Raw genomic sequence first — 14,008 nt, 5'->3', positions numbered from 1 at the left:
AGGAAAGGAAGAATTATATGGAGATAAAAGAAATCTCTGTTCCACTACAAGGTGTTGTGGCGGACTATATGAAGGGTAGAAAAGAAGTGCAGGCATTCTTCGATTATCCGTTGACAGAAGATGGATTCGGGCGGCGTCTGTATGATTTGCGTGATAAGAAGTTTTTCCGTCAGGACTTAGTGGCACATTTATTGGAATATAATACTAATTTACATGCTGGAGACCATACTCTTCGGAATATAGAGGCGCTAGCGGATGAAAATACATATGTTGTTGTTGGAGGACAACAAGCAGGACTATTAACAGGACCTCTTTATACTGTGCATAAAATTATTTCGATTTTACAGCTTGCAAAAGAAAAAGAAGCAAGTTTAGGAGTTCGTGTAGTTCCTGTTTTTTGGATTGCTGGTGAAGATCACGATATCGATGAAATTAATCATGTGTTTGTAACGAAAAATAAAAAAATAAAAAAGACGATTTTCCATGATCGTCATCCAAAAAAGGCAAGTGCATCTGAATCTGATCTTTCAATAGAAGACTGTAGAAAGTGGATTGAAGAAATTTTCAAAACATATCCGGAAACGAATTTTACAAAGGATGTATTACAGTTTGTTGAAGATGCTTTGCAGAATTCTCGTACATATGTAGATTTCTTTGCGCATCTTATTATGAAATTATTTGTAGATTCAGGATTGATTCTCGTTGATTCCCATCATCCAGCGTTAAGAAAGTTAGAAGTTTCTTTTTTTAAACAAATACTAAGTCGATATAAAGAAGTGCAAATGAGTCTTCAAAAACAACAGCAATTAGTAAAGGAACAAGGATATAAACCGATTATTGAAACAAAATCAAATGCAGTGCACATATTTATGCAAATTGATGAAGAGCGTGTGTTGTTAGAAGAAGAGAATGGGAAATTTGTTGGAAAAGATGGTATTTATTCATTTTCGTATGAAGAGTTGATAGCGGAAATGGAAAAAAGTCCGGAACGATTTAGTAATAATGTTGTAACAAGACCACTTATGCAAGAATATATATTTCCGACATTAGCGTTTATTGGAGGGCCTGGTGAAATTGCTTACTGGAGTGAATTGCAGCAAGTATTTCATGTGTTTGGTTTTCAGATGCCTCCGGTTGTTCCGAGACTCACAATTAGTTATATGGAACGCGATATTATAACAGATTTACATGATTTACAATTACAAGAGAGTGATCCATTTGTAAATGACATAGATATGCTACGTGAAGAGTGGCTTTCTAACCAAATAGAAGAACCAATTGACAATCAGTTTATAGAAGCGACAGAGAAAATCATGGATGTTCATACTTCTTTACAACAGTTTGTAAAAAAAATTGACCCGGGATTGCAGCAATTCGCTGAGAAAAATGAGCGGAAAATTAAAGAGCAAATTGAGTTGCTAGAAAGAATGTTAAAGCGAAATGTTGAGAAAAAACATGAAGTAGAGCTGAATAAATTTCGCCGTTTACAATACGCGCTCCGTCCGCTCGGTGCGCCGCAAGAACGGGTATGGAATATATGTTATTATTTAAATCGGTTTGGATTAGATTTTGTTGAACGAGTAATGAAGCAATCGTACTCTTGGAACGGGAACCATCATATTATAAAACTATAAAATCTTGCTCTTAGGAGCAGGATTTTATTTTTTGTATGTGGAATTAACTGTAAAGTGGTTTTTTCTGAATTATCTAACGAAATGTTCAGGAGTATGATATTTATAATAAAGCACATGTATATGACAAAATAGAACAAAATGTAAACGTATTATTGTGTTTTTCGACATGTTTTTATTTAATTTCCCGCAAAAAATGATAAAATTTAGTATATAATAAAGTGAAACTGCGATTTGTGGATACTAGATTTCCACTGACGCCAAGTTGGATGTGACATGTTTTCGTAGCATTAATTTCCCGACATATTGGGTGGTTTATTAGGAAGAAAAAGAGACATTCAACGTAATTATTTTGCAAAAAGTAGGTGCAACAATGTTTAAACACGTAACAGTTCTTTTAAAAGAAACAGTAGATGGTTTGGATATAAAACCAGGTGGTACATATGTAGATTGTACGCTAGGTGGTGGAGGACATAGTTCCTATTTATTATCCCAGCTAACGGAAGGGGGAAAATTAATTGCATTTGATCAAGATGAAATTGCGATTCAAAATGCAAAAGAAAGATTTTCTTCTTATGGTGATCAATTTATAACAGTGAAGAGTAATTTCCGCTATTTGTCAGAAAAGCTACATGAATTAGGAATAACAGAAGTAGATGGAATTTTATTTGATTTAGGTGTTTCATCCCCACAATTAGATACACCAGAACGTGGTTTTAGTTATCATCATGATGCGCCCTTAGATATGCGGATGGATCAAGATGCCCCATTAACGGCATATGATGTTGTAAACAACTGGTCATATGAACAACTCGTAAGAATCTTTTTCCAATATGGTGAAGAGAAGTTTTCAAAGCAAATTGCAAGGAAAATCGAAGCGTACCGCGAGAATAAGGCGATTGAAACGACAGGAGAGTTAGTAGAGCTAATTAAAGAAGGAATTCCTGCTCCAGCTCGTAGAACGGGTGGACATCCTGCAAAACGAGTGTTCCAAGCGATTCGAATTGCTGTAAATGATGAGTTGAAAGTATTCGAGGAGGCACTGGAATCTGCGATTGAAATGGTTAAGCCAGGTGGAAGAATCAGTGTTATTACGTTCCATTCATTAGAAGATCGTATTTGTAAAACAACATTTAAACGAAATAGTACAACACCACAGCTTCCTCCAGGATTACCAATTATCCCTGATGAGTTTAAGCCGAAACTAAAGCTCATTACAAGAAAACCGATTTTACCTTCTGATGAAGAATTAGAAGAAAATAATCGAGCGCGTTCTGCGAAGTTACGAATCGCTGAAAAACGATAAAAAGGAGAGAGAGGTATGACAAATTTAGCTGTAAAGTATAAACAACAACAAGTGCAAGAACAAGTGCAAGTACAATCTCAAGCTCCGCAGCAAAACGTACAACCAAAAGCGAAAACAAAAATTACAAGAATTGAAAAATTGTTGTATGTGGCTTTTATTGGCTTTTTATTATATGCTTGTGTGGCTTTTATTGGAAATAAAGCAGGCCTGTACCAAGTTGATGCGGAAGCAGCAAAAATAGAGAATGAAATTGTGGAAAAACAAAAAACGAACCAAGAATTACAAGCTGAAGTGGAAAAGTTAAGTCGCTATGAGCGTATCGCAGAAATCGCAAAAAAACACGGGCTAGAAATTAATGCGAATAATGTGAAAGGTTTACATTAATATAGTAGGTGTGAAGAAAATATGAAGACGAATATGAACAAAATTCATACCAATAAAGGAGCAGGTTACTTTATGATATTTTTCCTCCTGCTCTTTTTGCTGTTGTTAGCCCGATTCTTTTATATTCAAGCGACAGGAACAGTACATGGTCAAGACTTAAAGAAACTTGCACAAGACAAGCATAATAAAAATGGTGTACTTGAAGCGAATCGTGGAACGATTTATGATCAAAATGGACATGTGTTAGCGCAAGATGCGAACTCATACAAGATTGTTGCGAAACTAAAAGGTGAAAAACCTGTAAAAGATAAAGAGGATGCTGCAAAGAAAATTGCAGGTGTACTTGGGACAGGTGAAGATGAAATTTTAGCCACTTTAAACAAAGATAAGAGTCAGGTAGAGTTCGGAGCGCTGGGAAAGAACTTGACGAAAGAGAAGAAAGAGCAACTAGCAAGTCTTAAAATACCAGGTATTTCATTTGTTACAGAAAAAGCTAGAGTGTATCCAAATGGGGATTTCGCATCGTACGTGTTAGGTTATGCAAAACCTGATGATAAAGGAATTGCGGAGGGGAAATTTGGATTAGAAGAGAGTTTAGATAAGTATTTACGTGCATCTAATGGAAGTGTAGCATATACAGGAGATCGTAATGGTGTTTCTCTCGATGGTGGGAAGCAAAATGTAAAGCCACCGAAAAATGGAGAAAATGTATATTTAACAATTGATCAACGTATTCAAGGTTTTTTAGAAGATGCGATGAAAGCAGCTGATCAGCACTATGAACCTTCTATGCTAATTGGATTGGTTGCAGATCCGAAAACAGGAAAAATACTAGGAATGTCTAGTCGACCTAGCTATGACCCAAATAAGGGTGATATTCAATACTATTTGAATGATCCAATCGCAAATGCGTATGAGCCGGGGTCTACGATGAAAATTTTCACATTAGCTGCGGCGATTAATGAAGGTGTATATAATGGTCAAGAATATTACCAGTCAGGTACGTATCCAGTTGGAAATCGTAAAATAAAAGATCATAACGGTGGTGCAGGCTGGGGATCTATTACATTTGATGAAGGGGTTGAGCGTTCTTCTAACGTTGCATTTGCAATTTTAGGAGATCAAAAACTTGGTCCAGATCGTTTCCGTCAATATATTCATAAATTTGGATTGGATGAAAAGACTGGCATTGATTTACCTAAGGAAGGAAAAAATACAATTGTATTTGACCAGCAGATTCAACAGGTAACAACAGCATTCGGACAAGGCTCTACTGTAACACCGATGCAACTTGTACAAGCTGCAACCGCAATCGCAAATGGTGGGAAAATGATGAAACCTTATACCATCGAACGAATTGTAGATCCACTAACGAATAAAGTGGAATTAGAGCATAAACCTGAAGAAGTGGGACAACCAGTTACAAAAGAAACAGCAGAACAAGTAAGACAATTGTTAGAACGCGTTGTTACCTCACCAAAAGGAACAGGGAATGCGTATAAAATCGATGGATACTCTGTTGGTGGTAAAACAGGAACAGCACAAATTCCGGATGGAAAAGGTGGATATATGACTGGAAAAGAAAACTATATTTTCTCATTCCTTGGTATGGCACCAATGGACGATCCGCAATTAATTGTTTACTTTGCAATTAAGCAGCCGAAATTAAAAGATAATGAATACGGGGCACAACCTCTCGCGGAAATGTTTAAATCTGTAACGAAAAATAGTTTAGAGTATTTGAAAATTAAACCGAATCAAGTGAAAGATTCGAAGAAATATGTGAAAGAGCAACAGGCGGTTGTTCCAGAGGTAACCGGAAAAACAATGGAAGAGGCAAAAGCAACGTTAGAAAAAGCCAAATTCCGTCCGATTATAGTAGGTGAAGGAAAAGTAAAACAACAGGTACCAAAAGCGACTGAAAAAACATTGAAGGGAGATCGAGTCTTCTTAGTAGGAGATAAACCGTTGATGCCAAATATACAAGGATGGGCACTTCGGGATGTAATGAATTTAGCGAAAACGTTAAATCTTAATTTGAAGCCATCTGGTACAGGATATGTGACAGAACAAAGTGTGGCGGAAGGAACGCCGTTACAAGCAGGTACGGAATTAGCTGTAACACTTGTACCACCGCTTGAGCCACAGCAAGAGGCAGAAAAGCCATAGAATGTTCTAGGTGCATAATGTAAGAAGTCCAAGAGGTTCTATTCGAATAGGTACAAGCATATATTGGAACAAGCTAGGCGTAAAGGAGGCTTGTTCCAATATGCGTGTATCGAATGTAACAGTTAGAAAGCGACTTATTTTTATACTTATATCAGGTATACTCATTTTTACAATTATTGATATTCGTCTTGGATACGTACAGTTTTTTCTTGGGAATATGTTAACAGATCGTGCAAAGGATTCGTGGAGTCGTAATATTACTTTCGAACCTGAACGAGGAAAAATTTTAGATCGAAATGGTGTGGAGCTTGCAACGAATAAAAGTGCACCAACTGTCTTTGTTGTACCAAGGCAAATTGAAAAACCAGCAGAGACTGCAGAGAAGTTAGCTGCAGTTTTAGGTGTGGAAAAAGAGGAAATTTATAAACGGGTTACAAAAAAAGAGTCCATTGTAAGATTGGATAAGGGCGGAAGGAAAATTTCTCATGATAAAGCAAAGGAAGTACGTGCTTTAAGTTTAAAAGGTGTTTATATTGCTGAAGATTCCATTCGGTATTATCCGTTCGGAAAATATTTATCGCATGTACTAGGGTTTGCTGGTAGTGACAATCAGGGGCTTATGGGACTTGAGTCGTATTATGATAAAGAGCTAAATGGTGATAAAGGGCATGTGCGCTTTTTTGCAGATGCGAAAGGGCAAAGGATGCCGAATGTTGGAGATGATTTCAAAAAACCAGAGGCAGGCTTAGATTTAAAATTAACAATCGATTCTCGAATCAATACGATTATAGAGAGAGAAATGAATATCGCAGATTCTACGTATAATCCAGATGGTATGATCGCAATCGCGATGAACCCGAAAAATGGTGAAATTTTAGGAATGTCAAGTCGCCCAAGTTTCGATCCCGCGGATTTTCAGAGTGTTTCACCAGAAGTGTTTAATCGAAACTTGCCTGTATGGAGTACATATGAGCCGGGATCGACTTTTAAAATCATTACACTTGCGGCTGCTTTAAATGAAAAATTAGTAGACTTGGAGAAAGATACGTTTTATGATGATGGAGCAGCTGAAGTTGGAGGCGCTAGGCTACGTTGTTGGAAAGCTGGTGGCCACGGTAGTCAAACGTTTTTAGAAGTTGTTCAAAATTCTTGTAACCCAGGTTTTATTGAGCTTGGGGACCGCCTTGGAAAAGAAAAGTTATTCCAATACATTCGTGATTTTGGTTTTGGACAGAAGACAGGGATTGACTTGCAAGGAGAAGGAAAAGGGATTTTATTCAACTTAGATAAGGTTGGTCCGGTTGAACAGGCGACGACTTCTTTTGGGCAAGGGGTTTCTGTTACACCGATCCAACAAGTTGCAGCGGTAGCGGCAGCTGTAAATGGTGGGACATTATACCAGCCGTATATTGCGAAAGAATTTGTTGATCCATCGAATAATCAAGTTGTAAGAAAGAAAACACCGGTCGAGAAAAGAAAAGTTATTTCCAAGGAAACATCGGAAAAAGTTCGTTATGCGTTAGAAAATGTTGTAGCGAAAGGTTCTGGTAAAGGTGCATATATTGATGGTTATCGTGTTGGTGGAAAAACAGGAACTGCCCAAAAAGTAAAAGACGGAAAATATTTAGATAATAACTATATTGTATCTTTTATTGGGTTTGCTCCAGCAGATGACCCACAAATCGTTGTGTATGTTGCGGTGGATAATCCAAAAGGAGTTACTCAATTTGGTGGTGTTGTTGCTGCGCCAATTGTAGGAAATATTCTTCGTGATGTGCTTCCTGTGATGGGAGTAGAGCCACGCAAGGAGCAGGTTGAAAGGGAATATAAATGGGGCGATACACCTACAATAGAAGTTCCGGATTTAATCGGGATGAAGAAAAAAGATTTGCAAACGCAGCTTGTAGATTTGCAGCTCGATGTAAGTGGTGAGGGAGACAAAGTAATTAAACAATCACCAGAAGCTGGTGCCAAAGTAAAGGAAGGATCAAAAATTAGGATTTACTTTGGTAATTAAAAGTCAGAGATTGTGTTTTGTGATACAATTGGTGGAAGTTGAGTTAATATATAATCTCTGTTTTCATAGAAATTTATTTTCTATGAAAACAGATTATATTGCTCTTGAACATAAAAAATAAAGAATTTATCAGCTGAGGTATTATATGATGCACTGATAAACGAGTCTGATTTTTCGGGCTCTCAGCAAATGCTTCCTTCTTCAATTTTTAGCGAATGAAGGATAGGAAGAATTACTTATTAAGTAAGAGATAAATAAACAATGTAGAGAGGGTTTAGTGAAATGAAGTTGCACACACTTGTATCATGTTTGCATGATTTTCCAGTTGTTCCAAAAGAAAATCCAGAAATTACATCCATTGAAGCAGATTCACGTAAAGTGACAAATGGAAGCTTATTTGTATGTATGAAAGGGTATACGGTTGATAGCCATGATTTTGCTAAGCAAGCAGCCGCGCAAGGTGCGGCTGCTATTGTTGCGGAAAGACCGATTGATGTTGACGTTCCAGTTGTACTTGTGAAAAATACCTATCGTTCTTTAGCGGTTTTAGCTGATTATTTTTACGGACAGCCAACGCATAAATTACACTTGATTGGGATTACAGGTACAAATGGAAAGACAACAACATCGCATATTATGGATGAAATTATGCGGGCACACGGTCATAAAACAGGGCTAATTGGAACAATTAATATGAAAATCGGTGATGAAACATTCGAGGTGAAAAATACAACGCCAGATGCACTGACACTTCAGCAAACGTTTCGCCGTATGGTTGAGCAAAATGTAAATAGCGCAGTAATGGAAGTTTCTTCACATGCATTAAGTCTTGGCCGTGTACACGGTTGTGATTATGATGTAGCTGTATTTACAAATTTAACACAAGATCATTTAGATTATCATAAAACGATGGAAGAATATAAGCATGCAAAAGGCTTGCTTTTTGCTCAGCTTGGTAATAGCTATCATCATAACCGTGAAAAGTACGCTGTGTTAAACAGTGATGATCCAGTAACAGAAGAGTATATGAGAAGTACTGCGGCTACGGTTATTACGTATGGAATTGATACACATAGCGATATTATGGCAAAAGATATTGTGATGACGAGTGGTGGAACAACATTTACCCTTGTTACGCCAAGTGAAAGTGTAAATATTACGATGAAGTTAATTGGAAAGTTTAACGTATACAATGTTTTAGCAGCAATAGCCGCTACTCTTGTGTCTGGTGTAACTTTGCAAACGATTATTCATGTTGTGACGAATTTAACTGGAGTTCCAGGCCGCTTTGAAGTTGTGGACGGGGGGCAAGATTATACGGTTATTGTCGATTATGCACATACTCCAGATAGTTTAGAAAATGTGTTAACAACAGCGAAACAATTTGCAAAAGGGAATGTGTATTGTATTGTTGGTTGCGGCGGTGATCGTGATCGGACGAAAAGGCCAATTATGGCTGGTGTCGCTACAGAATATGCAACACACGCAATCTTGACTTCAGATAACCCAAGAAGTGAAGATCCACAAGCGATTTTGGATGATATGTTAGCAGGTGCAAAAGGAAATAATTATGAAGTCATTGTTGATCGAAAAGAAGCGATTTTCCATGGGGTTTCAGAAGCGAAGGCAGAAGATATTATTATCATTGCTGGAAAAGGGCATGAAACGTATCAAATTATTGGCAAAGAAGTACATCATTTTGACGATCGTGAAATTGCGAAAGAGGCAATCACTGAGCGTTTAAACAACAAAGAGTAACAACATGAGAGGGGGACTACATGTGCTTGAACAAGGTTTATTAGTAACGGCTGGGGTAGCTTTCTTAATTTCTGTTGCCCTTTCGCCATTGTTTATTCCAATTTTACGTAGGTTAAAGTTTGGGCAAAGTATTCGTGATGAAGGGCCAAAATCACATCAAAAGAAATCGGGAACACCAACGATGGGTGGTATTGTCATTTATGTGTCTATGATGGTGACAACACTTATCATGGCAATTAAATTTAAACATTTAAATACGGAAGTATCATTATTATTATTAGTTACATTTGGTTATGGATTGATTGGTTTTTTAGATGACTATATAAAAGTTGTTAAAAAAAGAAATCTTGGTTTAACATCAAAACAAAAATTAATCGGTCAGCTAGTTATTGCAATTGCATTCTTTGTAATTGCAAAAGGGCAGGGATTTGATACACATTTAATGATTCCAGGAACCGAAATTAAATTTGATTTACACTGGGCATATTTTATCCTTGTGCTATTTATGCTTATTGGTGGATCAAATGCAGTCAATTTAACAGATGGTTTAGATGGATTGTTATCAGGAACAGCCGCAATTGCATTTGGAGCATTTGGCATTATTGCAGTTGCTCAAGATCAATATGCCGTAGCTATTTTCTGTATGGCAGTTGTAGGAGCGGTACTTGGATTCTTAGTGTTTAATGCAAATCCAGCTAAAGTGTTTATGGGAGATACAGGTTCCCTTGCTTTAGGTGGTGCAATAGCTGCCGTAGCTATTTTATTAAAGCAAGAATTATTACTTGTTGTAATTGGCGGCGTATTTGTAATGGAAACTTTGTCTGTTATTATTCAAGTTATTTCATTTAAAACGACAGGAAAACGTGTTTTTAAAATGAGTCCACTGCATCATCATTACGAATTATGTGGCTGGTCAGAATGGCGTGTTGTTGTAACATTCTGGTCTGTAGGATTTTTATTGGCAGTATTAGGAATTTATATCGGGGTGTGGATGTAATTGAAAACTGTAACTGACTATCAAAATAAAAATATTCTTGTATTAGGTATTGCAAAAAGTGGCTATGCAGCAGCAACTTTATTAAAAAGCTTAGGTGCAAATGTTATTGTAAATGACGGAAAACCGTTAGCAAATAATGTATTAGCTGCAGAATTGCAAGCAAAAGGAATGGACGTTGTATGCGGTGGTCATCCACTAGAGTTGTTAGAAAGAAATATTTCACTTGTTGTAAAAAATCCAGGGATTCCATATTCCAATCCACTACTGGTTGCAGCGAAAGAAAAACAGATTCCAATTGTGACAGAAGTGGAGCTTGCATATCGTATTTCAGAAGCACCGTTTGTTGGAATTACGGGGTCAAATGGAAAAACAACAACGACAACACTAACGTTTGAAATGTTGAAAGAAGGACAAAAACATCCTGTTATTGCTGGAAACATAGGTACCGTAGCATGTGAAGTCGCGCAAGCAGCGAAAGAAAATGAAGTAGTTGTTACAGAACTTTCATCATTCCAGCTAATGGGAGTGGAAACATTCCAGCCTAAAATTGCAGCATTTTTAAATCTGTTCGAGGCTCACTTAGATTATCATGGTACAAAAAAAGAGTATGGTTTAGCAAAAGCGAATATTTTTAAAAGCCAAACTGAAGCTGATTATAGTGTAATTAATGCTGATGATGTAGATGTAATGGCGTTATCAGCAAATAGTAAAGGACAAAAAGTATTATTTTCGGCTACTAAGGTAATTGAAGATGGTGCATGTATTAGAGACGGTGCTCTTTATTTTAAAGGTGAGAAAATCGTTGAAGTTCAAGATATCGTTTTACCGGGTAAACATAATTTAGAAAATATTCTAGCTGCTATGAGTATTGCTAAATTGCTAGGGGTAGAAAATGAGGCAATTATTGCCGTATTAAAACGCTTTACAGGTGTAAAACATCGTTTAGAATATGTAACAACAATTAATAATCGTAAGTTTTATAATGATTCAAAAGCAACAAACATGTTAGCAACAGAAAAGGCGCTATCAGCATTTACGCAGCCTGTTATTTTGTTAGCAGGTGGGCTTGATCGAGGAAATGAATTCGATGATTTAATTCCATATTTTGAACATGTAAAAGCGATATTAACATATGGACAAACAGCACCTAAGTTAGTAAGGGCAGCTGAAAAAGCAGGGATAGATATTATTGAAAGTGTCGATAATTTAGAAGAGGCTGTAGAAAGAGCGTATTCTCATTCTACAGATGGAGATGTAATTCTTCTTTCGCCAGCTTGTGCAAGCTGGGATCAATTTAAAACATTTGAAGAAAGAGGAGACATTTTTATACAAGCTGTGCATAAACTTATATAAAGTAAACAAAACATCAGTAGGTTAACACCTACTGATGTTTTGTTACATAGAAGAAAAAAGCTTCTTCAAAAAAGGTGGTGCTCATTGCCAATGAAGAAAACGCCTGATTTTATTTTAATTATCGTAACACTTTTGTTGTTAACAATTGGAATGATTATGGTCTACAGTGCAAGTGCTGTCTGGGCTTCCTATAAGATGGGGGATTCATTCTTTTTTGCAAAACGACAGCTATTATTTGCGGTACTTGGTGTAGCTGCCATGTTTTTTATTATGAAAATTGACTACTGGACATGGCGTACTTATTCGAAAGTGATTTTGCTCATTTGTTTTATCCTTCTCATTCTTGTCTTAATCCCTGGAGTTGGACTTGTTCGAGGGGGAGCGCGAAGCTGGATTGGGATTGGAGCATTTTCGATTCAACCGTCAGAATTTATGAAATTTGCGATGATTATTTTTTTAGCTAAATTTTTAGCGGAAAGACAAAAATTGATTACATCTTTTAAAAAGGGGCTACTTCCAGCACTTGGTTTTGTATTTGTTGCATTTGGAATGATTATGTTACAACCAGATCTTGGAACAGGAACAGTAATGGTTGGGACATGTATCATAATGATTTTTGTTTCAGGAGCACGCATTTTTCATTTTGCAATGCTAGGGCTAATAGGAGTAGCGGGATTTGTTGGATTAATTGCATCGGCACCATATCGAATGAAACGTATTACGTCTTATTTGGATCCGTGGTCAGACCCACTTGGGAGTGGATTTCAGATTATTCAATCGTTACTTGCGATTGGCCCCGGTGGTTTGTTTGGGCTAGGACTTGGACAAAGTAGACAAAAATTTCTTTATTTACCCGAGCCGCAAACAGATTTTATTTTTGCGATTTTATCCGAAGAATTAGGTTTTATTGGTGGGTCGTTTGTGTTATTATTATTTAGTCTGTTATTATGGCGTGGGATTCGTATAGCATTAGGAGCGCCTGATTTATATGGTACGTTTTTGGCAGTAGGTATTGTGGCGATGATTGCGATTCAAGTGATGATTAATGTTGGTGTTGTAACAGGACTAATGCCTGTTACAGGAATTACTTTGCCATTTTTAAGTTATGGTGGGTCGAGTTTGACCTTAATGCTAATGGCAGTTGGCGTATTATTGAATATAAGTCGTCATTCTCGCTACTAAACCCTGTTTATAAGACAGGGTTTTTCGTGTGTAGAAAACGGAAAATATATTATAAATATATGAATATATAAAATTGAATTTAGAACAGAGAAGCGGAGGAATTTGTAGTGCGAGTATTAGTTAGTGGTGGTGGCACGGGAGGTCATATATATCCAGCTCTTGCGTTAATTAGAGAAATAAAAAAACTACATCCTGAAGCAAGATTTCTATACATTGGTACGGAAAATGGATTAGAAAGTACAATTGTTCCAAAAGCAGGGATACCATTTCAATCGATTGTCATTAGTGGATTTAAACGGAAAATATCCCTTGATAATGTAAAAACAGTGATGCGTTTTCTAAAAGGTGTACAAGATAGTAAACGATATATTCGTCGCTTCAATCCAGATGTTGTAATTGGTACAGGAGGCTATGTATGTGGTCCAGTCGTTTATGCGGCGGCGAAATTAGGGATTCCTACAATTGTACATGAACAAAATAGTGTACCTGGTGTAACCAATAAATTTTTAAGTCGCTATGTGGATAAGGTAGCTGTTTGTTTTGAAGCGGCATCTGAACATTTCCCAAAGTCGAAAGTTGTCATGACAGGAAATCCGCGTGCATCAGAAGTAATGAACCAAAATGGCATGAAAGGGAAGCGTTCTGTTGGATTATCTCTTTCTAAAAAATCTGTGCTTATTTTTGGTGGAAGTCGCGGGGCAAGACCGATTAATGATGCGTTTGTGGCAGCAATTGAACAATTTGGTAACAAAAATTATGAAGTATTGTATATCACAGGTGAAGTGCATTATGATAAAGTCATGGAGGCTATAAAACAAAAAGGGAATCCGGATAATGTAATCATTAAACCATTTATTCATAATATGCCAGAGGTACTTACTGGTGTGGATCTTGTCGTTTCACGTGCTGGTGCTACAACATTAGCAGAGTTAACAGCGTTAGGAAAACCAAGTATTTTAATTCCGAGTCCTTATGTGACAAATAATCATCAAGAGAAAAACGCGAGATCTGTTGTCGATAAGGGAGCAGCAAAAATGCTTCTTGAAAAAGATTTAACTGCTGAAGCTCTTCTTCATGATATTGATGAAATTCTATTAAATACACAAACATTACAAAACATGAAACTAGCTGCTACGCAGTTAGGAATTCCGGATGCAGCAAATAAGTTATTTGAAGTAATGAAAAAACTTGTACAAAATAACGTTAGGTGA

At 36.9% G+C, this 14,008-nt stretch carries 10 protein-coding genes; all 10 read left to right on the top strand.

The window, feature by feature from the left end; genetic code table 11:
• Window positions 1–17 precede the first annotated feature (17 nt).
• The 10 genes from bshC to murG all read left to right on the top strand — a co-directional run bounded on the left by bshC (window position 18) and on the right by murG (window position 14,008).
• Window positions 18–1,634: a bacillithiol biosynthesis cysteine-adding enzyme BshC gene (bshC, locus tag ORL93_RS06325; protein WP_097794325.1), complete on the top strand. Its 1,617-nt coding sequence runs from the start codon at window positions 18–20 to the stop codon at window positions 1,632–1,634.
• Window positions 1,635–2,004: 370 nt separating this feature from the next.
• Complete coding sequence (rsmH, locus tag ORL93_RS06320; protein WP_016116040.1) at window positions 2,005–2,937, top strand: 16S rRNA (cytosine(1402)-N(4))-methyltransferase RsmH; 933 nt, start codon at window positions 2,005–2,007, stop codon at window positions 2,935–2,937.
• Between the two features lie 15 nt (window positions 2,938–2,952).
• Window positions 2,953–3,321 carry a cell division protein FtsL gene (gene ftsL / locus ORL93_RS06315; RefSeq protein ID WP_006095779.1) on the top strand — a complete coding sequence of 123 codons (369 nt, stop codon included), beginning with the start codon at window positions 2,953–2,955 and terminating at the stop codon, window positions 3,319–3,321.
• Between the two features lie 21 nt (window positions 3,322–3,342).
• Complete coding sequence (locus tag ORL93_RS06310; protein ID WP_097794324.1) at window positions 3,343–5,490, top strand: penicillin-binding protein; 2,148 nt, start codon at window positions 3,343–3,345, stop codon at window positions 5,488–5,490.
• Between the two features lie 100 nt (window positions 5,491–5,590).
• Window positions 5,591–7,507: a stage V sporulation protein D gene (locus tag ORL93_RS06305; RefSeq protein ID WP_003208238.1), complete on the top strand. Its 1,917-nt coding sequence runs from the start codon at window positions 5,591–5,593 to the stop codon at window positions 7,505–7,507.
• Between the two features lie 282 nt (window positions 7,508–7,789).
• Window positions 7,790–9,265: a UDP-N-acetylmuramoyl-L-alanyl-D-glutamate--2,6-diaminopimelate ligase gene (locus ORL93_RS06300; RefSeq protein WP_003199768.1), complete on the top strand. Its 1,476-nt coding sequence runs from the start codon at window positions 7,790–7,792 to the stop codon at window positions 9,263–9,265.
• A gap of 22 nt (window positions 9,266–9,287) precedes the next feature.
• Window positions 9,288–10,262 (top strand): phospho-N-acetylmuramoyl-pentapeptide-transferase, encoded by a 975-nt coding sequence (gene mraY, locus ORL93_RS06295; RefSeq protein WP_097794323.1) that lies wholly within the window; start codon window positions 9,288–9,290, stop codon window positions 10,260–10,262.
• Complete coding sequence (gene murD, locus ORL93_RS06290; protein ID WP_265958819.1) at window positions 10,263–11,615, top strand: UDP-N-acetylmuramoyl-L-alanine--D-glutamate ligase; 1,353 nt, start codon at window positions 10,263–10,265, stop codon at window positions 11,613–11,615.
• A gap of 84 nt (window positions 11,616–11,699) precedes the next feature.
• The gene (gene spoVE, locus ORL93_RS06285) at window positions 11,700–12,797 is read left to right on the top strand and encodes a stage V sporulation protein E (protein ID WP_018764756.1); all 1,098 of its coding nucleotides are present in this window, start codon (window positions 11,700–11,702) and stop codon (window positions 12,795–12,797) included.
• Window positions 12,798–12,904: 107 nt separating this feature from the next.
• Window positions 12,905–14,008: an undecaprenyldiphospho-muramoylpentapeptide beta-N-acetylglucosaminyltransferase gene (gene murG / locus ORL93_RS06280; RefSeq protein WP_003199778.1), complete on the top strand. Its 1,104-nt coding sequence runs from the start codon at window positions 12,905–12,907 to the stop codon at window positions 14,006–14,008.

The organism is Bacillus sp. DHT2 (assembly GCF_026241455.1).
Taxonomy (GTDB): Bacteria; Bacillota; Bacilli; order Bacillales; family Bacillaceae_G; genus Bacillus_A; species Bacillus_A pseudomycoides.
The sequence above is the reverse complement of the archived record's forward strand: the minus strand, read 5'-3'. Positions and strand labels throughout refer to the sequence as shown.